This is a genomic window from Rathayibacter sp. PhB1 (genome assembly GCF_004362935.1).
GTDB lineage: Bacteria > Actinomycetota > Actinomycetes > Actinomycetales > Microbacteriaceae > Rathayibacter > Rathayibacter festucae.
Genome location: NZ_SNYD01000005.1, coordinates 534868 through 554030 on the forward strand (window position 1 = coordinate 534868; position 19163 = coordinate 554030).

Sequence of the window (19163 nt, forward strand, 5' to 3'; positions counted from 1 at the left end):
GGCTCAGGCCAGCAGCACGCGCTCCGGGTAGTGGTCGTGACTGAAGCACAGAGTCAGCCCGGCGGCCTCGAGGCGCTCCAGCTCGCGCGACGTCCGGTGGTGCGCCTCCGCGTCGTGGCTGATCAGCCGGGGGAGGAAGCGCAGCCGGTCCGACCAGGTCAGGAACTCGCGGCCCCAGGCCGCGTCGCCGGCCAGCAGCACGCGGCCCTCGACCAGCGCGCCGAGGTGGCCGCTCGCGTGCCCGGGCAGCGGGGTGATCACGAAGCGGCCGTCGCCGAAGAGGTCGTAGCCGGCGACCCCGCTGGGAGTCGTCGCCACCGGCTGGTCGTCGACGAGCGTCGCCGTGTCCGCCCGGGCCGGGATCAGCGCCGCGAAGACGCCGTCGGTGATCCGGCTCCGCTCGATCGTCTCGAGCTGGCCGCGCGAGAGCACGAGCGTCGCGTCCGGGAACCAGCGGAGGCCCCCGACGTGGTCGGGGTGCAGGTGCGAGAGCACGACCGTGTCGATGTCGGACGGCGCGAGGCCGACGGCCGCGAGCCGCCGGTCGATCGTCTCGTCGGCGCCGACCCGGGCCGGGAGGATTCGCCGGTAGAGCGCGCCGACGGTGCCCGTCCCGCGCAGGGTCGGCGGGTAGCCGGTGTCGAAGAGCACGCGCCGCCCGCTCGGGTGCGTGTAGAGGAAGGCGGCGGAGGGGAAGGTGCGCCGCGCGGGGCTCCCGCCGCGGAAGACGCGGGAGAGCGGGAAGCTCGTCTCGCCGCAGGCGAAGACCTGGAGAGCCGGCCCGTGCTCGCTCATGCGGTCCTCCGGTAGTGCTCGCCGACCCTCCGTAGGCCCTCCGCGAGCGGCACGCGCGGCGCGTAGCCGAGCTCGGCGCGCGCCCGCGAGATGTCGAGGGTCTGCGCGTAGGCGAGGGTGGCGACCGTGTAGCGGGTGAACGGCGGCTCCGCGCCGCCGGGGAGCGCCGCGTACACGCGCTCGAGGACGGCCGCGACCGCGCTGAGCACCCGCAGGTCCACGGTGAGGTAGCGCGGCTTCTCGCCCATCGCGGCGAAGAAGCGGTCCAGCAGCTCGCCGAGCGGGGCCGGCTCGCCGTTGGTGATGTTGTAGACGCCGCCGGTCGCCACCGGGGCGTCCGCGGCGAGGCGGAGCGCGAGGGCCGCATTCTCGACGCAGGTGATGTCGACCGGGTTCCGGCCGCCGTCGAAGAGCGGGACGCCGCGGCGCCGGCTCGCGGCGACGAAGCGGGGGATGAGGCTCGGGTCGCCGACGCCGATCAGCCCGCGCGGGCGCAGGATCACCAGCTCCGGGATCCGGCCGGCGGCGTGCGCCTCCTGCAGCAGCCGCTCGGCGGCGATCTTGCTGCGGATGTAGAGGCTCATCCGGCTGCGGGTGTCGACGTCCTCCTCGCGGATGCCGAGCCGGTGGCGCCGGGCCGAGTAGATGCTCGGCGAGGAGACGAAGACGAGGCGGCGGATCCCGCAGCGCTCGGCGAGGTCGATCATCGCCGCGGTGCCCGCGACGTTCGCCGCGTGGAACTCGCGCCAGCGGCCCCAGGGGCTGGAGAGGGCGGCGGCGTGCACGAGCACGTCGGCGCGGACGTCGCGCGTCGCGAGCTCGGCGAGGTCGGCCGCGATCGTCTCGGCGCCCGTCGCGCGCAGGCGGGCGAGCGCGTCGGCGTTCCGGCCGGTCGCGATCACCTCGTCGCCGGCGGCCAGGAACTCGGCGACCGCGTGGCCGCCGAGGAAGCCGGTCGCACCGGTGATCAGGACGCGGCGGGGCGCGGGCTGCTCAGTGGACTCCCGGGCGTCAGCGGACTCCCGCGCGTCAGCGGACATCGACGACCTCCGCGACGCCCGCGCGGCCCCAGCGCTTGCGGCCCCAGTACCAGAGCAGGATCCCGAGGTAGCCGAGCGCCTTGCCCTTGCGGATCGACATCCGCACCACGGCCTTCCGATCGAGCCGCGCCTGCGAGCGCGGGATCACCCGGCAGACCTTCAGGTGCAGCTCCAGGTCCTCGTCGGTGTCGTCGATGCTCGAGCGCGGGAAGCCGCCGACCTCGAGGTAGAGCGCGGCGTCGATCGCCAGGTTCGAGCCGGCCGCCATGAACATCCGGTAGCGCTGGCCGGGCCGGCGGTAGAAGATCCCCGGGGCGTGCTCCATCAGACGGATCATCGCGGTGCCGATCACGCCGTCGTACCAGCGGTAGACCGGCTCGTCGGTGCGGGGCACGAGCCGGCCGCCGACGAAGCGGGCGCCGTCGGCGACGTCGGCCTTCAGCCGCGCCACCCAGTCCGGGGCGGGCAGGCAGTCCGCGTCGGTGCGCGCGACCGTCGCGGCGCCGTGCGCGACGGCGTGGCGGAAGCCGGTGTCCGAGGCGGCTCCGGTGCCCTTCTGCGGCTCGTCGATCACGAGGACCGGGCGGTCGGGCCGCCGGGCCCGGAAGGCGTCGATCACCGCGCGGGAGCGGTCGGTGCTGCCGTTGTCGACGAGCAGCAGGGTGAAGCCGGGATCGGTCTGGTCGGCGAGGGCGTCGAGGGCGCCGCCGAGCAGCTTCTCCTCGTCGTAGAAGGGCACGACCACCCAGAACGCGCCACTCGTCGACTCGGTCACGCCGGACCCCCCCCTTCCGTCCCGCCGGAGCCTAGCGCGAGCGGGCACGGACTCATCGGCGCTATACAGGACCGTGGCCGACGCGCTCCCGCTCCTGCTGCCCGTCCGTGTCCTCGGCACCGGCGAGGCCCTGCCGTCGCGCGTCGTGCCGACCGCCGAGGTCGCCGCGCTCTGCGGCATCGACGCGGAGGAGGCGGCGCGCCGCTCCGGAGTGCTGACCCGGCACTGGCTCGCCGACGACGAGGATCCGCTGGAGCTCGGCCTGCTCGCCGCCCGGCGGGCGCTGGACGCGGCGGGGATCGACGCTAGCGACGTCGACGTCGTGCTGAACGCCTCCGGGACCCAGCTGCAGGCGATCCCCGACGGCGGGGCGCTGATCGCCGCAGGCCTCGGCCTCGAGGACGTCTCGGCCTACAGCCTGAACGCGACCTGCCTCTCGTTCCTCTTCGCGCTGCAGGAGGCGGGCTTCCTGCTCGCGACCGGCCGCGCCGAGCGGGTGCTCGTCGTCTCGACCGAGGGCGGCAGCCGCGGCATCGACCTCCGCCAGCCCGAGAGCGCGCTGCTCTTCGGCGACGCGGCGGCCGCCGTGGTCCTCGGCCGCGCCGAGGGCCCGGGCCAGGGCATCGTGACCTCGCGCTTCGAGACCCGGCCGAGCGGCGTCCGGCACGCCGAGATCCGCGGCTTCGGCTCGCGCATCCGGATCGAGGACGCCCCGGGGCGGCTCGACGACTTCCGCTTCGACATGCACGGCGGCGCGCTGCTCGTGGACGCCCTCCGGCACTTCCCGGCCTTCCTCGAGCGGGTGCGGCCGGGCCTCGGCACCGGCCTGCCGGGTATCGACCGCGTCGTGCCGCACCAGACCAGCAAGGCCGGCCTCGAGGGCATGGCCCGGCTCTGGGGCCGCGAGCGGATGGTGATCACCCTCCCCGAGGTCGGCAACACCATCGGCGCGGCGATCCCGCTCGCGCTGCACCGCGCCCGCGTGCAGGAGGGCGAGTCGGTGCTGCTGGTCGGCACCGGCGCGGGCACGCACTACGGCGCGGTGATCCTGCAGGCCTGAGCCGGGCCCGCGCTCACCAGGCCCGCCCGCTCACCAGGTGCTGACGGTCGTGCGGGTGATCACCCACTCGTCGCCGACCGGCACCAGCCGGCTGGTGAGCTGCAGGCGCCAGGTGGCGTGCAGCGAGCCGATCGTCGCCTCGGTCAGGGTGCGCGAGACGAGCACCGGGTGCGCGGCCGTGCCGGAGACCGCGCTCTCGACGTGGTCGATGGCGTGGTACTCCTTCAGGCCCTCGGCGATGTCGTCCATCCAGTCGAGCTTCGACTGCACGAGCCCGGTCGGGTGCTCGATCACGAAGCGGGTGTCGAGCAGCGCGTCGAGCACGGGGAGGTCGACGAACACCAGCGCGTCGAAGAGCTCGTCGTGCGCCTCGCGGGGCTCGGCCCCGCCCTCGCCCGGTGTCAGGTCGTCCGGTGTCAGCTCGTCCGGCGTCACGGCGTCCTCCGCATCGACGGCGGCGCGGTGGTCGCGCGGCGCACCAGCTGGGTCGGCAGCTGCACGTGCAGCGACGGGGGAGTGCCGCCCGCCATCAGCGTGATCAGCATCTCGGCGGCCGTCGCGCCGAGCGTCTGCATCGGCTGCCGGATCGTGGTCAACGGCGGGTCGAAGCGGGCCGCCTCGGGCACGTCGTCGAAGCCGACCACCGAGAGGTCCCGCGGCACGTCGAGCCCGAGGTGCGCGGCCGTCTCGATGATCGCGAGGGCCGAGACGTCGTTCGCGGCGAAGACGGCGGTCGGCCGGTCGGCCAGCGAGAGCATCGTCGAGGCCGGCAGCCGCGCCGTGTCGTGGTGGTAGCTGCCCACCCGGAGCAGCCGCTCGTCGAACGCGATCCCCGCTTCCGAGAGCCCGGCGCGGTAGCCGGCCTCGCGCAGCCGGGCGGAGCGGAGGTCGACGCGACCGGCGACGAAGCCGATGCGCCGGTGGCCGAGGGCGACGAGGTGCCGCACGGCCTGGAGGGCGCCGCCGAAGCTGTCGGACTCGACGGTCGGCACGTCGGCGCGGCCGGTGTGCGGGTCGACGGCGACCAGCGGGATGTCCGACGGCGTGCTCACCACCGAGGGCGTCACCACGATCGCGCCGTCGATCAGGGTGCCGCTGAGCCGGCTGAGCGAGCGCCGCTCCCAGCCCTCCTGCTCGCCCTCGTGCGAGCCGCTGTAGGCGAGCAGGTCGAACCGCGACCGGCGCAGCACCGAGCCGACGCCCTTGAGGATCTCCGCGCTGAACGGCTCGAAGCCGGCGACCAGCACGCCGATCACCCCGGTGCGCCGCGAGCGCATGCTGCTGGCGACCAGGCTCGACTCGTAGCCGAGCTCGCGCACGATCTCGAGCACGCGGTTCGCCGTCGCGGGCGCGATGCCGTAGCGGCCGTTCATCGCCTTCGACACGGTCGCGACCGAGACGCCGGCGGCGGCGGCGACGTCGTGGATGGTCGGGCGGAGGGACATGCGGTCGACCCTAGACCCCGGAAGCGCGCCGATGAGAGCGCGATCCGGATCCTTGACCCGGCGCTTCGAAAATGGTTTCGAAAACGTTTGCCGATCCTTTCGGCCGCTCTGAGACTGATCGGGCCCGTCCTGGACGGGCGCACCCCGGCGCCGCTCTCCCTGGCGGCGCCTCTCAGCGAAGAGAACGGTTCGAACGATGAAGTTCACGAGAACAGCATTCAGGAAGACGGCGGTGGCCACCGTGGCCCTGCTCGGCGCGGCGGCGGCCCTCAGCGGCTGCTCCGCCCAGGACGCGGGATCCTCCGACGGCACCGTCGCGATGACCCTGTGGCAGAACTCCACCACCGGCCCCGGCCAGGAGTTCTGGGAGAAGACGATCACCGACTTCGAGGCCGCCAACCCGGGCGTCACCATCGAGTCGCAGGCCATCCAGAACGAGGACCTGGACGGCAAGCTGCAGACGGCGCTCAACTCGGGCGACGCCCCGGACATCTTCCTCCAGCGCGGCGGCGGCAAGCTCGCCGCGATGGTCGCCGGCGGCCTGGTCAAGGACCTCACCGGCGGCATCTCGGACCAGGCGCGCAGCGAGATCCCCGAGGGCTCGTTCCTGGCGAACACGCTCGACGACAAGGTCTGGGCGATGCCCGTGGCCGTGCTCCCCGGTGGCCTCTTCTACAGCCAGGACCTCTTCACCGAGGCCGGCATCACCGAGACGCCGAAGACCCTCGACGAGCTCGACTCCGCGGTCACCGCGCTCAAGAGCGCCGGAGCGCAGCCGATCGCGCTCGGCGCGAAGGACGCCTGGCCCGCCGCGCACTGGTTCTACTTCTTCGCCCTGCGCGAGTGCAGCGCGGACACCATGGCCGAGGCGGCCGACTCCAAGGACTTCTCGGACGACTGCTGGCTGAAGGCGGGCGAGGACCTGCAGTCCTTCGCCGGCACCGAGCCGTTCAACGAGGGCTTCCTCACCACCGCCGCCCAGCAGGGCGCCGGATCCTCCGCCGGACTCCTGGCCAACCACCAGGCCGGCATGGAGCTGATGGGCGCCTGGAACCCCGGCGTCATCGCCTCGCTCACCCCCGACGAGAAGCCCCTGCCCGACCTCGGCTGGTTCCCCTTCCCCGAGGTGGACGGCGGCGCCGGCGCGCCCGGCTCGATCATGGGCGGCGTCGACGGCTACTCCTGCTCCACCGCGGCGCCCGACGAGTGCGTCGACTTCCTGAACTACCTCGCCACCTCCGACGTGCAGAAGGAGTACTACGCCGCCTTCAACGCGCCGCCGGTGAACACCGTCGCGCAGGAGGCCGTCACCGAGCCGTACCTGAAGGACATCCTCGCCGCGTACAACTCGGCGCCCTACGTCTCGCAGTGGCTCGACACCGTCTACGGCCAGAACGTCGGCAACGCGCTGAACGTCGCCGTCGTCGACCTGCTCGCCGGCAAGAGCGACCCGGAGCAGCTCGTCGAGGCTGTCGACGCGGCCGCGGCCAAGGCCTGACCGTGACGACCACTGCGCTCCGCGAGGACGCGCGCCCCGAGGCCCCGGCGGCGAAGCGACGCCGCCGGGGCCTCGGCTGGTCGGGCCGCCTCGAGGTCGCGATCCTCGTCGGCCCGGCGCTGATCGTCTTCCTCGCCTTCGTGATCTTCCCGGTCGTGATGGCGGCCTACTACGGCTTCTTCAGCTGGCAGGGCTACGGCGTCCCGACCGACTTCGTCGGGTTCAAGAACTACCTGACGATCCTGCAGGACCCGACCTTCCACGAGGCGCTCAGCCACAACGGCACGATCGTGGTGCTCTCGCTCGTCCTGCAGGGGCCGGCCGCGATCCTGATCGCGCTGCTGCTCAACCGCAAGCTGCGCGGGCAGTCGATCATCCGCGTGCTGATCTTCGTGCCCTACGTGATCTCCGAGGTCGTCGTCGGCACCGGCTGGAGCCTCATGCTCCAGACCAGCGGCGCCGTCAACGGCTTCCTGGAGAAGGTCGGGCTCGGCGCACTGAAGCAGGACTGGCTCTCGGACCCGGCGATCGCCATCTGGACCCTGATGCTGATCATCACGTGGAAGTACATCGGCTTCGCCGTGATCCTCTTCCTCGCCGGCCTCCAGGGCATCCCGGAGGAGCTGTCCGAGGCCGCGTCGATCGACGGCGCGTCCTACTGGCAGGTGCAGCGGCGGATCACCCTGCCGCTGCTCGCACCGACGCTGCGGATCTGGGCGTTCCTGTCGATCATCGGCGCGCTGCAGCTGTTCGACCTCGTCTACATCATCTGGGGGCAGTACGTGTCCTCGACCGCCGGCACCTCGACCATGGCGACGTACCTCGTCACCAACGGCCGCAACGCCGGCAACTACGGCTACGGCAACGCGGTCGCCGTGGTCCTGTTCCTCGTCTCGCTGATCGTCGCGCTGCTCTACCAGCGCTTCGTGCTGCGGCGGGACACCGAAGGCGCCCTCACGGGAGACACGAGGAAGGCCGGAGCCAAGAGATGACGACCCTGACAGCGGTGCCCCCGGGCACCAAGCCGCCCACCGCGACCACGCCGCTCTCGCCGCGGCCGCCCAAGCCCCGCCGCCGCCCGCTGGGGCGCGGCACGATCATCGCCTACGTCGTCGCGATCGTCGTGATCGCCCTGATGCTCGCGCCGGTCGCGTACATCATCATCGGCGGATTCCGCACGAACGCGCAGATCACCACCGACCCGTCCGGGTTCCCCGCGCCGTGGAACGTGCAGAACTACCTCGACGTGATCACCGGCGGCATCTTCTGGCGCGAGGTCGGCAACTCCGCCATCGCGGCCGGAGCGACCACCCTCGGCGTCGTCGTGCTGGGACTGATGGCGAGCTACGTGCTCGCCCGCTACAGCTTCAGCGGACGCGGCGTGTTCTACGCGCTCTTCGCGGCCGGACTGATGTTCCCGATGACCGTCGCGATCACCCCGCTCTACCTGGTGATCAAGAGCCTCGGCCTGATGAACTCGCTCGCCGGCGTCGTGCTCCCGCAGATCGCATTCGGCCTGCCGACGACGATCATCATCCTGGTGCCGTTCCTGCGGGCGATCCCCGACGAGATCCAGGAGGCGGCCTTCATCGACGGCTGCAGCCGGATCGGCTTCTTCTGGCGGATGGTCGTCCGCCTGGCGATGCCGGGCGTGATCACGACGGGCATCCTCGCCTTCATCGCGAGCTGGAACAGCTACCTGCTGCCGCTGTTCATCCTCAACGACGAGTCGAGCTTCACCCTGCCGCTGGGCGTGCAGGCCTTCTCGTCGCAGTACTCCGTCGACACGGCGAAGGTGCTCGCCTTCGTGTCGCTGTCGATGATCCCGGCGCTGATCTTCTTCAGCGTCTTCGAGCGCCGCATCGTCGGCGGACTCACCGGAGCGGTGAAGGGATGACCCCCATGACTGAAGCACTCACCCCCTCCGCGCGCGTCGCCGACCTGATCGGCCGGATGACGCTGGAGGAGAAGCTGACCCAGCTGGTCGGCTACTGGGTCGACCAGGGCGGCGAGGTCGTCGCGCCGCTGGCCGGAGAGATGGCCACCTCCACCGGCTACGCCGACGCGACCCGCGAGGGCATCGGCCAGCTCACCCGCGTCTACGGCACCCGCCCGTTCGACCCGGTCGAGCGCGCGCAGTGGCTGTGGGCCGAGCAGCGCCGGCTGGTCGAGGAGACCCGGCTGGGCATCCCGGCGATCGTGCACGAGGAGTGCCTGACCGGGCTCGCGGCGTGGAAGGCGGCGACCTTCCCGACGCCGCTGGCCTGGGGCGCCTCGTTCGACCCGGAGCTGGTCGAGGAGATGGCCGCGGCCATCGGCGGCTCGATGCGCGAGCTCGGCATCCACCAGGGCCTGGCTCCCGTGCTCGACGTGATCCGCGACCCCCGCTGGGGCCGGGTGGACGAGTGCATCGCCGAGGACCCGTACGTGGTCGGCACGATCGGCACCGCCTACGTGCGCGGGCTGCAGTCGGCGGGCGTCGACGCGACGCTCAAGCACTTCATCGGCTACTCCGCCTCGCGCGGTGGGCGCAACCACGCGCCGGTGCACGCCGGACCGCGCGAGATCGCGGACGTGCTGCTCCCGCCGTTCGAGATGGCGATCCGCGACGGCGGGGCGCGCTCGGTGATGAACTCCTACGCGGAGATCGACGGCGACCCGGTCGGCGCGACGCCGGCCTACCTCACCGGCGTCCTCCGCGAGCGCTGGGGCTTCGACGGCGTGGTGGTGGCCGACTACTTCTCGGTCGCCTTCCTGCACCTCATGCACGCCGTCGCCGCCGACCTCGGCGAGGCCGCCCAGCTGGCGCTCGAGGCCGGCATCGACGTGGAGTTGCCGACGGGTGACGCGTTCCTCGCGCCGCTGGCCGAGCGGATCCGCGCCGGCGCGGCGGACGAGGCGATCGTCGACCGCGCGCTGCTGCGGGTGCTGGCCCAGAAGGAGCGGCTCGGCCTGCTCGACGCCCGCTTCGACGACGCGCCCGAGTCGATCGACCTCGACTCACCCGCGCACCGCGACCTCGCCCGCCGCCTGGCCGAGGAGTCGCTCGTGCTGCTGACGAACGACGGGCATCTCCCGCTCGCGCAGCCGCGCCGGATCGCCCTGATCGGCCCGAACGCCGACAGCGCGCCCGCCCTGATGGGCTGCTACTCCTTCGCCAACCACGTGCTGGCGCACCACGAGGGCGTGCCGCTCGGCTTCGAGATCCGCACGGTGCGGGAGGCGCTCGCCGCCGAGTTCCCCGGCAGCGAGCTGCTCCTCGCCGAGGGCTGCTCGGTGGAGGGCGACGACTCCTCCGCCGACACCGCCGGGATCGCCGAGGCCGTCGAGGCCGCCCGCGGTGCCGAGGTGGCCGTGGTCGTCGTCGGCGACCGGGCCGGGCTCTTCGGCCGCGGCACCGTCGGCGAGGGCAACGACGTCGAGAGCCTCGAGCTGCCCGGCCGCCAGCGCGAGCTGGTCGAGGCGGTCGTGGCCACCGGCACGCCGGTCGCCCTGGTGCTGCTCACCGGCCGCCCCTACGCGATCGACTGGGCGATCCGCGGCGACTCCGCGCCCGCGGCGGTGCTGCAGGCGTTCTTCCCCGGGGAGGAGGGGGCCGGCGCGATCGCGGGCGTCCTCTCGGGCCGCGTCGCGCCGTCCGGCCGGCTGCCGGTCTCGCTGCCGCGCTCGGCCGGCGCGCAGCCGTTCTCCTACCTGCACCCGATCCTCGGCGGGCCCTCCGACGTGACCAGCGCCGACAGCACGCCCGTCCTGCCGTTCGGGCACGGGCTGAGCTACACGGCGTTCACCCGGTCCGAGCTGGCGCTGGAGTCGGCGGATCCCGGAGCGGCGGAGGCACCGACCGACGGCGCCTTCACCGCGACCGTGCGGGTGCGCAACACGGGGGAGCGCGACGGCGTCGACGTCGTGCAGCTCTACGCGCGCGACGTGGTCGCCTCGGTGACCCGGCCGGTAGCGCAGCTGCTCGGCTACGCGCGGGTCGAGCTCGCGGCGGGGGAGGAGGCGCTGGTGCGCTTCGACGTCCCCGCAGCGCGGCTCGCCTTCACCGACCGGCGCGGCGTCCGCTCGGTCGAGCCGGGGCTCGTCGAGCTCTGGGTCGGGCCGGACTGCGCCTCGAGGGAGGCGACGGCCGAGGTCGTGCTGATCGGCGAGGTGTCGCCCGTCGGCGCCGAGACCCGGCGCACCGTGCTGACCGAGGTCGTGCGCGAGGACGCGCGGGTGGCGGTGCTCTGAGCCCCGGGCCAGGCTGGGGGGCATGAGCAGTGATCCGAGCAGCGCCGATCAGAAGCAGACCCTCCTCCGCTACCTGCAGGAGGGCCGCGACGCCCTCCTGCAGAAGCTCGACGGCCTGGGCGAGTACGACCTCCGCCGGCCGCTGGTACCCACCGGCACCAACCTGCTCGGCCTGGTGAAGCACGTCTCGGGGACGGAGGCCGGCTACCTCGGCGCCGTCTTCGGCCGGCCGTTCCCCGAGCCCATGCCCTGGATGGAGGAGGAGTCCGAGCCGAACTCCGACATGTGGGCGACGGCGGAGGAGTCGCGCGAGCAGGTGGTGGAGCAGTACCGCCGGGTCTGGGCGCACTCCGACGCGACGGTCGCCGCGCTCGACCTCGACGCGCCGGGCGTCGTGCCGTGGTGGACGACCCGGGACGTGACGCTGCACCGGATCCTCGTGCACCTCACCGCCGAGACCCACCGGCACGCGGGGCACGCCGACATCGTCCGCGAGCTGATCGACGGCCGGGTCGGGCTGCGCACGCCGGGCGACAACCTGCCGCCGGTCCCCGCCGAGTGGTGGCCGGAGCACGTCGCCCGCCTGGAGGCGGTGGCGCGCGCGGCGGAGCAGTAGCGCTCCCGGCGGGGCTCCCGGGTGCCGCCTCCCCCGTAGGGGTGGCACCCGGGCTGAGAGGGCTCGCAGGGGCTCGGCTGGCCGTCAGGTGTCGGTTAGCGTGAGCGCGTGTCCCCGGAAGGGGGACGCACCGCGCCGACGTCTGGAGACGACATGACCACCGCCCCCTCCCGCCGCACCACCGCATCCCGCACCACCGCATCCCGCACCACCGCATCCCGCACCACCGCATCCCGCACCCTCGGCCGCCGCACCCTCACGACCGCCGCCGCCTGGAGCGTCCCGATCGTCGCGGTCGCCGCCGCCGCCCCGCTCGCCGCGGCCTCGACCACCCCGCCGCCCGCGCCGTCGGTCCGCTCGGTCGAGTACACCTCCTTCACCGCCGAGAGCTTCCGCGAGGAGCAGATCAACGTGAACCGCCCGCTCGCCATCGCGATCACCGGGCAGCTCACCGCCGGCGAGCTCGTCACCCTGACGGTCGCGCCGCGGATGACCCGCTCCGGCTCCGGCGACTCGCGCGCGACTCCGCTGCGCATCACCGCCGCCGACGGCCCCAACTTCTCGGTCGTCTCCTCGAGCGTCGGCTCCGACGGCTCGCAGACGCTCCTGCTGCGCACCAACCGCGACCTCGCCGACGGCTCGTACCGCAAGACCATCGCCTGGGTCCCGGTCGACGGCCGCACCCAGGAGCAGACCGCCGACCTGCTGCTGACCTGGCCGCTCGGCACCTACACGGCGCCGATCACGGTGATCGTCGCCGGCGTGGCCGGCAGCGAGCAGGCCTACACGCTCAACCGCACGCCCGTCGGCGGCGCGGAGGAGTAGGGGGAGGGGAGTTCTCGGGCCCTCCGTCAAGGGGGTGGGAGCTCTCAGCGCCGCGTTCTAGCGTCGGATCTCGGCGCGGTCGTGCGCGCGAGAGGGGAAGACGATGCAGAAGCTGTACTACGCGAGCGGATTCGTGCTGCTGGGGGACGCGGTGTGCACCGCGGTCGTCGAGTACGCCCAGGCCCTGGCGAACGTCGGGAAGTCCGACCTCGTCGTCGTCCCGGGGCTCTCCGACGAGGGGCTGCGCGGCGAGACCCGCCTGCTGCTCGGGCCCGCGAGCCAGCTCTTCACCAGCCCGGCACTCGACCGCGGGATCGACCTCGACGACGACGAGGCGGTCGAGTCCATGCGCGACAAGACGCGGCGGCTGCTGCCGGCCCGGCCCACCACGGAGGCCCGCGCGAGCGAGGACCACGACAGCGGCGGGGACTTCTTCTAGGCGCCGGTCACTCGGGCGCACGTCACTTCTCGAGCGTCGTGCTCGGCCGCTCGCCGAAGCGGTGCGCGTACGACGCCGAGAAGCGGCCGAGGTGCGCGAAGCCCCAGCGGTGCGCCACCTCGGTCACGCTGACCTCGCCCGAGGCCTTGGCGCGCAGCTCCTTGCGCACGGCGTCGAGCCGGATGCGGCGCAGGTAGTCGACCGCGGTGAAGCCGAACTCGCGGCGGAACTCCGACTGGAGGGTGCGCAGTCCCACGCCGCAGGCCTCGGCGATCGTCTCGGTGCGGATCGGCTCGTGCGCATGGGCGTACATGAACTCGATCGCGGTGCGCAGGCGCCCGCTGCGCGGCACGGCGAGGTCGGTCGGCGCCGCGAGGGACTCGTGCGGGAACGTCTCGAGCAGCGCGACGGCGACGGCGCGGTCGGCCTCCTGGCGCAGGAGCGCGGAGCTGTCGACGTCGTAGATCACCCGGGCGACCGCGGCGACCGTGGCCGACCAGCGGCGCAGCGCCTCGCCCTCGGGGCGCGCGGTGGTGTCGAACAGCAGCGGTCCACCCGCCGTGCCCTCCACCTCCTGGGCGACGCCCTCGAGGTAGCCGCCGTCGAAGTGGATGAGGTTCTGCCGGTAGTCGTGGAACTCGAAGGCGTTCGGCCGGCCGGTCACGAAGATCGCGGGGCGGCCGTAGATCTGGCGCATCGGCGCCTGGTCGAGGTCGGTGACGCCCTCGCCGGCGGTGAGCCAGGAGACGACGTACTCGCCGTCGGTCTGGATACGCCCTTCGATCGAGCCGGCGAACTGGCTGCCGCGGAGGGTGACGTCGCTGTCGCCGACCGAGGTGTAGCGGTAGGAGAAGTCCTCGCCCGGCTCCACCGAGAAGCGGTGCCCGTTGTACACCGACTCGAGCAGTGCGCGTGCCTGCTCGAAGTCCCGCCCGCCGATGTCGGAGCGGATGACCTCGCCGTTCGAGTCGTCCATCGCGACCAGCGTCGCATGCGTGCGCATCGAGGTCGAGAGCAGCGGCGCGGAAGTTCGCTGGGCGGATACGGCCTGCGGAGACGACCTAGGCGGCGGCGCGGCGCTTCCGCGGCCCGAAGGCCTGCGTCATGGCGACCACCGTGGCACCGCGGAACTGCGAGAGCAGCACCACCGAGTGCCGGGCCCCGGATTCGACGGCGAGCGAGAACGTGCCGCCCGTCGAGGTGTCCCACCAGGAGCGGATGTCGAGCGCCCGCAGCCGGACGGTCGGCTGCGTGCCGCCCAGGACCAGCAGTCCCTCGGTGACGCAGAGCGAGCCGGTGACGCCGTCGAGCGTCGTCGAGCAGGCGAAGTCCGCGTCGTGGTGCGCCGGCCCGGCGAGCCGGAGGAAGTCGGGGGCCCAGTGCTCGGTGCCGTGCATCATCGTCTCCCCGCCCCCCGGCTGCGTGACGGGATCAGGCCGCGGCGGTGGCGACGGCGGAGTCCGGCTGCTGCGCCGGCTCGGGGACGATGCGCAGCCCGCGGCCGCTGTTGGCCTCCTCCATCAGCGCGCGCACCCAGGCGGCGTTGATGGCGGGGACGCGGCTGCCGTGGAAGGAGAACTGCAGCGGGATGGTCGGGTGCAGCCAGAGCGTCTGGCGGCCGGTGCCGTGCGCGCTCGAGGCGTCCAGCTGGAAGGCGAAGGCCTCGTTGCGGCGGAACTTGTTGATCATCACGATCTGCAGGTGCGCGAGCGCGCGGTCGTCGATCTCGTGGGAGGTGGCCGGAGTGCCGTAGAGGAGAGCGCCCATGTGCGGAGCCGCCGTTCTGTGTGAGGCGTCGCGGTGTCGGCCGCGACTCGTGCGAGGGAAGAACCGGCTGAGCGCCGGGACGTCGTGCGGGTCGGAGGGGGCCGACCCACCGCCGGGCGCGAAGGGCCCTGGCGGCGACTCCCTCTGCCGGGTGCCGGGCGGAGGGGGGAGTCGAGCGAGTGGTCGCAGGAACGACCGTTCTCCGAAGGTACGGGGAGCGGCCCTGGAACGGGGGCCGCTATCCGCTTTGCGAAGCGGCGCCCGGGTGCCGCGGGCGGACTCCCAGGAACGCGATGCCGCGTGCTCAGAACGCGTAGCGGACGCGGCAGTAGGGCAGGCGCTCGGCGAGCAGGGCGAGGAAGCGGTCGAGGGCCGCGCGCTTGAGGTCGCGGCGGTAGCGGATGTTGACGGCGCCGTTCTCGGAGACCTTCGACTCCTGCATCCGGGGCGCCCAGAGCAGGTCCTCGGCCTTCGGGTGCCAGCCGAGGTTGACCTCGTGCAGGCCTGCGTTGTGGGTGAGCAGGATCACCTCGGCGGCGAGCTGCGCCTTCGCCCGCGGGTGCAGGGCCGCGTCGAGCTGCTCGAAGAGCTCGGTCCAGTCACGCTGCCAGGTCTCGGTGAGGATCACCGGCGAGAAGTTGACGTGCACCTCGTAGCCGGCGTCGACGAAGTCGTTGATCGCGGCGATCCGCTCGGCCATCGGCGACGTGCGCACGTCGGTGACCTTCGCCGTCTCGGCGGGCATCAGTGAGAAGCGGATGCGGGTGCGGCCGAGCGGGTCCCACTCGAGCAGCTCGCGGTTGACGTACTTGGTGGCGAACGAGGCCTTGGCGGTCGGCGACATCCGGAACAGGTCGCAGAGGTCGCGGACGTTGTCGCTCAGCAGCGCGTCCACCGAGCAGTCGCTGTTCTCGCCGATGTCGTAGACCCAGGCCTCGGGGTCGCACTGGTTCGCCTCGGCCTTCACGCCCTGCTTCGCGATGTGGCGGGCGAGGTGGCGCTGGATCTGCTCGATGTTGGCGAAGACCGTGATCGGGTTGCTGTAGCCCTTCCGCCGCGGCACGTAGCAGTAGACGCACGCCATCGCGCAGCCGTTGGCGGAGGAGGGAGCGATGAAGTCGGCGGAGCGGCCGTTGGGGCGGGTGACCAGCGACTTCTTGACGCCCACGACGAGCGCCTCCGTCTTGATCCGCACCCAGCGCGCGACGTTCGCCTCGTCGCCGTGCACCTCCGGGATGTTCCAGTGCGAGTCGACCGGCACGATCTCGGCCGCGGGCCAGCGCTCGACGATCTCCTGCCCGCGGGGCAGCTCGAGCGCGGCCGGCTCGGCGTAGATGCGCCGGACGTCGAGGAGGGTGCGCTGACGGGTGCCGGACATGCGTCCGTTCTACCGGCGACCACCGACAGTCCTCGGGAGTAGAGTCCCGCGCATGGACGCCGCCGCCTCCTCCGCCATCGGCGCCGCCGCCGTCACCGAGCTGCTGCCCGACTTCGTGCTCGCCCTCGAGGCCGTCGGCGAGGCGCTCGCCGCGATGGCCGCGGGCGACGCGGAGCCGTACCGCCGCTGCTGGGCCGACACCGCGGACTCGACGCTCTACGGCGCGTTCGGCACGATCGAGCGGGGCCGCGCGGCGATCGACGAGACGCTCGGCTGGGTCGCGGGCCGCTTCGCCGGCGGCGGGCTGACGCCGCACTACGACCTGATCCACGTCGCCGGCGACCTGGCCTACACGGTCGGCCGCGAGATCGGCGCGACGCGGATCGACGGGCGCGAGACGGCTCCGCTGGTCATCCGGGTCACCCACGTCTACCGCCGCATCGACGGGCAGGGCTGGCGGATCGTGCACCGGCACGGCGACCACCCGCCGCACCTGGAGCGCTGAGCGGGGCATCGCGGAGGATGGGGCATCGCGGAGGATGGAGGCATGGAGCCGACCGCCGACCGCTACCGCCGCGCCGCCGTCGAGCTGGCGCAGACCTCCGAGCTGCAGGTCGAGTGGGCGCTCGCCGTCGCCGGCGACGGGGCGCTGCTGGCGCTGATCGACGAGCTGCCGCCCGCCCACCGGCAGCCGTCGCTGCTGTTCTCGGTGGCGCGGCTGCTCGGGGTGTCGGCGGTGGCCGGCCCGGGTTTCGCGGAGTGGCTGCGGCGGGAGTGGCCGCGGGTCGCGCCGGTGGCGGCGGAGCGGCTCACCCAGACGAACGAGGCACTGCGCTGCGCCCCGCTGGTCGCGGCGCTGGAGCGGATCACGGAGCCGGGAGAGCCGGTCGCGCTGATCGAGATCGGCGCCTCGGCCGGGCTGTGCCTGGCGCCGGAGCGGTACTCGTACGTGTTCACGGGGGCGGAGGGGACGACTCGGCTGGGGCGGGGCGAGCCGGGGCGGGGCGAGCCGGCGCTCGAGTGCGCGGTGACCGGGGGGGCGGCGCCCTCGCGGCTCCCCGTCGTGGCGTGGCGGCGCGGGCTGGACCTGCGTCCGCTCGACGTCGGCTCCGCCGAGGACCGTGCCTGGCTGGAGGCGCTGCTGCCGCCGGACCGGCCGGAGCGCACCGAGCGGCTCCGGGCCGCCGTGGCGACGCTGCGGGAGGACCCGCCGGAGATCATCGCGGGCGACGCGGCGGAGGCGCTGCCGGAGGTGCTCGCCGCGGTCCCGCGCGGGCTGCGGACGGTCGTGGTGTCCCTCGGGACGCTGGTGTACCTGCCGTGGGCCGCGCGGGAGCGGGTGCTGGCGACGGTCGCCGAGTCGGGCGCGAGCCTGCTGACGCTCGAGGCGGAGGCGCTGCTGCCGTCGCTCCGGGACCGGGCCGCCTCGCTGACAGCGCCCGAGCGCACGCCGTTCCTGCTCGCGGCGGACGGGGTGCCGCTCGCCTTCGCGGCGCCGCACGGCGGCCGGCTCTCCTGGCTGAGCTGACGCCGACCGCTGCATGTTGATCGAGTAGCCCGCGGAGTGGGCGCATAGAGATCCACGTCGTCCGAACCTCGGTGGAGGCGCGCCTGCTCACGCCGGGTCTCGATACGCGCTGCGCGCTACTCGACCAGCATGGAAGTCGGGGTGTCACCCTGAGCGCGCGCCAGCGCAGCGCAGCATGCTGATCGAGTAGCCCGCGCAGCGGGCGTATCGAGATTCACTGTCGTCAGAACGGTGCGGGCACGTCGACGAAGCGGGGCTCGGGTGGCGGGTCGGGCGGGCGGCCGGGGAGCGGTGGCGGCCGGTTGCTGATCCGCCGGCCGGTGGGGCTCGTCCAGACGATCGTCCCGCCGGAGTCGACCGGGTCGTAGCTCCACTGCTCTCCGTGCCGGACGTGGTGGTGGGAGGTGCAGAGCATGACGAGGTTCTCGAGGCAGGTCTCGCCGCCGTTGCGCCACTCGACCGTGTGGTCGGCCTCGCTGGAGGCGGCGGGGCGGGTGCAGCCGGGGAAGCGGCAGGTCTGATCGCGGAGTTGGAGGTGCAGGCGCATCCGCTGCGGTGGGAGGCGCTGGGTGCGGCCGACGGAGACGACGACGCCGGTGTCGGAGTCGGTGAGGACGCGGGTGAAGGAGGCTGCGGTGCGGATCAGCTCGCGGGCGATCGGGGCGGGGACGGGTCCGTAGCCGTCGAGGTCCGCGGGTGCGTCGTCGAGGCCGACGGCGGTGGAGGCCGCGAGGGTGAGGCGGACTTCGGCGCGGACGCCGGGGACGAAGGTCGGGTCCGGCCGGTGCTCGGAGTCCGGGGTCGTGCCGGCGATGTCTCCGTCGCAGAGGAGGTCGACCGCCGCGTCCGCGCTCGACTGCTGGAGAGTGCGCGGATCGCCCTCGTCGCGGAGGGTGCGCGCGATGCGGCGCAGCCGGTCGTACGCGCCCGTCACCGCCGGCGCGGGGGCGTGGACGCAGAGAGTGGCCATCCCGTCGACGTCCGGGGTGACCCAGACGGCGCGGTCCAGCGTGGCGCGGGCGTGGCGCTCGGCGAGGGGCTGCTCGTGCAGCTCCTCGCGCCAGCGGCTCAAGGCGCGGCGCAGCTGGGTCGTCGTCATCGTCACGGCGGCGTCAGCAGCGCGCTCGTCGAGTGCGGCGCGGGAGGCGTCGGGAAGGCTGCTCGCGGTTCTGCAGATCGCCTCGCCCGCCTCCCAGAGGATCCGGGCGTCGCGGAGGAGCGCGCGCGTGAGGGGGAGGTGCTCCATCAGCATCTGCGCGGTCTCGAGGCGGCGCGAGACCTCCCGCTCGGACACGCCGAACGCCACCGCGAGCTCGGCACGGATGGAGCGCTCGGCCAGGTCGCGGGTCTCACTCCGGGACGCGCCGCGGGCGAACGCCTCGGGAACGGCGAGCGCTCTGCGGTAGCCGCGGTGCAGCCGCTCCGCCGCCCTCAGGCGCGTCGGGGACGCGGCGCGCTCGGTGGCCGCGGCGTCGTCGAAGCAGTCGCGCACCTCCGCGAGTGCCGCTGCCGTCTCGTCTTCTGACATACGGGTATTGAAGCAGGGACCACCGACACTCGAGCCGGGTTCCGGGCCGATCGGGGAGAGCACCGTCGGATCGGGGGCTGGGGAGGAGGCCTGCTCGTGGAGGTCTCGGCGATGGTGGGTCTCGATACGCCGCCGGGGGCGGCTACTCGACATTGAGAATGGTGGTGTGGTGCGGGAGGGTGTCTGACCTTCTACTCGACGGACCGCCTCGCGGGGTGTGTCCACTGCTGGATCTG

20 protein-coding genes are annotated in these 19163 nt (G+C 73.3%); 10 read left to right on the forward strand and 10 right to left on the reverse strand.

Annotated elements, in window-relative coordinates:
* Positions 1 to 3: 3 nt before the first annotated feature.
* From EDF17_RS15535 to EDF17_RS15545, 3 genes are read right to left on the reverse strand one after another with little or no spacing between them, the layout of a single operon-like run.
* On the reverse strand, positions 4 to 795 hold the full coding sequence (locus EDF17_RS15535) for an MBL fold metallo-hydrolase (RefSeq protein ID WP_123447504.1): 792 nt from the start codon (positions 793 to 795) through the stop codon (positions 4 to 6).
* Entirely contained in the window at positions 792 to 1835 is a 1044-nt protein-coding gene (locus EDF17_RS15540; protein WP_123447505.1) for an NAD(P)-dependent oxidoreductase, read from the reverse strand. The genes EDF17_RS15535 and EDF17_RS15540 overlap by 4 nt, the downstream gene beginning before the upstream one ends.
* Positions 1825 to 2610: a glycosyltransferase family 2 protein gene (locus EDF17_RS15545; RefSeq protein WP_166649705.1), complete on the reverse strand. Its 786-nt coding sequence runs from the start codon at positions 2608 to 2610 to the stop codon at positions 1825 to 1827. Before EDF17_RS15545 ends, EDF17_RS15540 begins: the two co-directional genes overlap by 11 nt.
* Positions 2611 to 2683: 73 nt before the next feature.
* Here EDF17_RS15545 and EDF17_RS15550 point away from each other — a divergent pair, with 73 nt between their 5' ends.
* Positions 2684 to 3670, forward strand: coding sequence for a ketoacyl-ACP synthase III (locus EDF17_RS15550; protein ID WP_123447506.1), 987 nt, complete (start codon positions 2684 to 2686; stop codon positions 3668 to 3670).
* A gap of 30 nt (positions 3671 to 3700) precedes the next feature.
* On the opposite strand, the gene EDF17_RS15555 is transcribed toward EDF17_RS15550, so the two are convergent.
* Entirely contained in the window at positions 3701 to 4105 is a 405-nt protein-coding gene (locus EDF17_RS15555; protein ID WP_123447507.1) for a nuclear transport factor 2 family protein, read from the reverse strand.
* The gene (locus EDF17_RS15560; protein WP_123447508.1) at positions 4102 to 5115 is read right to left on the reverse strand and encodes a LacI family DNA-binding transcriptional regulator; all 1014 of its coding nucleotides are present in this window, start codon (positions 5113 to 5115) and stop codon (positions 4102 to 4104) included. Before EDF17_RS15560 ends, EDF17_RS15555 begins: the two co-directional genes overlap by 4 nt.
* A 196-nt stretch (positions 5116 to 5311) precedes the next feature.
* On the opposite strand from EDF17_RS15560, the gene EDF17_RS15565 reads away from it, so the two are divergent.
* The 7 genes from EDF17_RS15565 (at position 5312) to EDF17_RS15595 (ending at position 12726) form a co-directional block, all read left to right on the forward strand.
* Positions 5312 to 6613 (forward strand): extracellular solute-binding protein, encoded by a 1302-nt coding sequence (locus EDF17_RS15565; protein ID WP_123447509.1) that lies wholly within the window; start codon positions 5312 to 5314, stop codon positions 6611 to 6613.
* A 2-nt stretch (positions 6614 to 6615) separates the two neighbouring features.
* Positions 6616 to 7605: a sugar ABC transporter permease gene (locus EDF17_RS15570; protein ID WP_243585885.1), complete on the forward strand. Its 990-nt coding sequence runs from the start codon at positions 6616 to 6618 to the stop codon at positions 7603 to 7605.
* Positions 7602 to 8510, forward strand: a complete 909-nt coding sequence (locus EDF17_RS15575) for a carbohydrate ABC transporter permease (protein ID WP_123447510.1) — start codon at positions 7602 to 7604, stop codon at positions 8508 to 8510. The genes EDF17_RS15570 and EDF17_RS15575 overlap by 4 nt, the downstream gene beginning before the upstream one ends.
* Positions 8507 to 10846, forward strand: coding sequence for a glycoside hydrolase family 3 N-terminal domain-containing protein (locus EDF17_RS15580; protein WP_208110626.1), 2340 nt, complete (start codon positions 8507 to 8509; stop codon positions 10844 to 10846). Before EDF17_RS15575 ends, EDF17_RS15580 begins: the two co-directional genes overlap by 4 nt.
* 22 nt (positions 10847 to 10868) lie before the next feature.
* Positions 10869 to 11462 (forward strand): DinB family protein, encoded by a 594-nt coding sequence (locus EDF17_RS15585; RefSeq protein WP_123447511.1) that lies wholly within the window; start codon positions 10869 to 10871, stop codon positions 11460 to 11462.
* A gap of 153 nt (positions 11463 to 11615) precedes the next feature.
* Positions 11616 to 12287, forward strand: coding sequence for a hypothetical protein (locus EDF17_RS15590; RefSeq protein ID WP_123447512.1), 672 nt, complete (start codon positions 11616 to 11618; stop codon positions 12285 to 12287).
* A gap of 103 nt (positions 12288 to 12390) precedes the next feature.
* Positions 12391 to 12726: a hypothetical protein gene (locus tag EDF17_RS15595; protein ID WP_123447513.1), complete on the forward strand. Its 336-nt coding sequence runs from the start codon at positions 12391 to 12393 to the stop codon at positions 12724 to 12726.
* A 22-nt stretch (positions 12727 to 12748) separates the two neighbouring features.
* Here EDF17_RS15595 and EDF17_RS15600 read toward each other — a convergent pair whose 3' ends face one another.
* The 4 genes from EDF17_RS15600 to EDF17_RS15615 form a co-directional block, all read right to left on the reverse strand.
* Complete coding sequence (locus EDF17_RS15600) at positions 12749 to 13702, reverse strand: AraC family transcriptional regulator (RefSeq protein WP_166649706.1); 954 nt, start codon at positions 13700 to 13702, stop codon at positions 12749 to 12751.
* Between the two features lie 85 nt (positions 13703 to 13787).
* Positions 13788 to 14123: a hypothetical protein gene (locus EDF17_RS15605; RefSeq protein ID WP_133672107.1), complete on the reverse strand. Its 336-nt coding sequence runs from the start codon at positions 14121 to 14123 to the stop codon at positions 13788 to 13790.
* 34 nt (positions 14124 to 14157) lie between these two features.
* Positions 14158 to 14493 carry an ATP-dependent DNA ligase gene (locus tag EDF17_RS15610; RefSeq protein WP_123447516.1) on the reverse strand — a complete coding sequence of 112 codons (336 nt, stop codon included), beginning with the start codon at positions 14491 to 14493 and terminating at the stop codon, positions 14158 to 14160.
* A 304-nt stretch (positions 14494 to 14797) separates the two neighbouring features.
* On the reverse strand, positions 14798 to 15871 hold the full coding sequence (locus tag EDF17_RS15615) for a spore photoproduct lyase family protein (RefSeq protein ID WP_123447517.1): 1074 nt from the start codon (positions 15869 to 15871) through the stop codon (positions 14798 to 14800).
* 52 nt (positions 15872 to 15923) lie between these two features.
* Between EDF17_RS15615 and EDF17_RS15620 the strand changes: the two genes are divergently transcribed.
* Complete coding sequence (locus EDF17_RS15620; RefSeq protein WP_166649707.1) at positions 15924 to 16376, forward strand: DUF4440 domain-containing protein; 453 nt, start codon at positions 15924 to 15926, stop codon at positions 16374 to 16376.
* A gap of 42 nt (positions 16377 to 16418) precedes the next feature.
* Complete coding sequence (locus tag EDF17_RS15625) at positions 16419 to 17399, forward strand: DUF2332 domain-containing protein (RefSeq protein ID WP_123447519.1); 981 nt, start codon at positions 16419 to 16421, stop codon at positions 17397 to 17399.
* A gap of 223 nt (positions 17400 to 17622) precedes the next feature.
* Here EDF17_RS15625 and EDF17_RS15630 read toward each other — a convergent pair whose 3' ends face one another.
* Positions 17623 to 18927, reverse strand: a complete 1305-nt coding sequence (locus EDF17_RS15630) for an HNH endonuclease signature motif containing protein (RefSeq protein WP_166649708.1) — start codon at positions 18925 to 18927, stop codon at positions 17623 to 17625.
* Between the last annotated feature and the right edge of the window lie 236 nt (positions 18928 to 19163).

What these genes read in the sequence shown, in the direction of transcription:
- EDF17_RS15535 (WP_123447504.1), bottom strand. Translation starts at nt 795, where the DNA reads ATGAGCGAGCACGGGCCGGCTCTCCAGGTCTTCGCCTGCGGCGAGACG.
- EDF17_RS15540 (WP_123447505.1), bottom strand. Translation starts at nt 1,835, where the DNA reads ATGTCCGCTGACGCGCGGGAGTCCGCTGACGCCCGGGAGTCCACTGAG.
- EDF17_RS15560 (WP_123447508.1), bottom strand. Translation starts at nt 5,115, where the DNA reads ATGTCCCTCCGCCCGACCATCCACGACGTCGCCGCCGCCGCCGGCGTC.
- EDF17_RS15565 (WP_123447509.1), top strand. Translation starts at nt 5,312, where the DNA reads ATGAAGTTCACGAGAACAGCATTCAGGAAGACGGCGGTGGCCACCGTG.
- EDF17_RS15575 (WP_123447510.1), top strand. Translation starts at nt 7,602, where the DNA reads ATGACGACCCTGACAGCGGTGCCCCCGGGCACCAAGCCGCCCACCGCG.
- EDF17_RS15580 (WP_208110626.1), top strand. Translation starts at nt 8,507, where the DNA reads ATGACCCCCATGACTGAAGCACTCACCCCCTCCGCGCGCGTCGCCGAC.
- EDF17_RS15585 (WP_123447511.1), top strand. Translation starts at nt 10,869, where the DNA reads ATGAGCAGTGATCCGAGCAGCGCCGATCAGAAGCAGACCCTCCTCCGC.
- EDF17_RS15590 (WP_123447512.1), top strand. Translation starts at nt 11,616, where the DNA reads ATGACCACCGCCCCCTCCCGCCGCACCACCGCATCCCGCACCACCGCA.
- EDF17_RS15595 (WP_123447513.1), top strand. Translation starts at nt 12,391, where the DNA reads ATGCAGAAGCTGTACTACGCGAGCGGATTCGTGCTGCTGGGGGACGCG.
- EDF17_RS15600 (WP_166649706.1), bottom strand. Translation starts at nt 13,702, where the DNA reads ATGGACGACTCGAACGGCGAGGTCATCCGCTCCGACATCGGCGGGCGG.
- EDF17_RS15605 (WP_133672107.1), bottom strand. Translation starts at nt 14,123, where the DNA reads ATGCACGGCACCGAGCACTGGGCCCCCGACTTCCTCCGGCTCGCCGGG.
- EDF17_RS15610 (WP_123447516.1), bottom strand. Translation starts at nt 14,493, where the DNA reads ATGGGCGCTCTCCTCTACGGCACTCCGGCCACCTCCCACGAGATCGAC.
- EDF17_RS15615 (WP_123447517.1), bottom strand. Translation starts at nt 15,871, where the DNA reads ATGTCCGGCACCCGTCAGCGCACCCTCCTCGACGTCCGGCGCATCTAC.
- EDF17_RS15620 (WP_166649707.1), top strand. Translation starts at nt 15,924, where the DNA reads ATGGACGCCGCCGCCTCCTCCGCCATCGGCGCCGCCGCCGTCACCGAG.
- EDF17_RS15625 (WP_123447519.1), top strand. Translation starts at nt 16,419, where the DNA reads ATGGAGCCGACCGCCGACCGCTACCGCCGCGCCGCCGTCGAGCTGGCG.
- EDF17_RS15630 (WP_166649708.1), bottom strand. Translation starts at nt 18,927, where the DNA reads ATGTCAGAAGACGAGACGGCAGCGGCACTCGCGGAGGTGCGCGACTGC.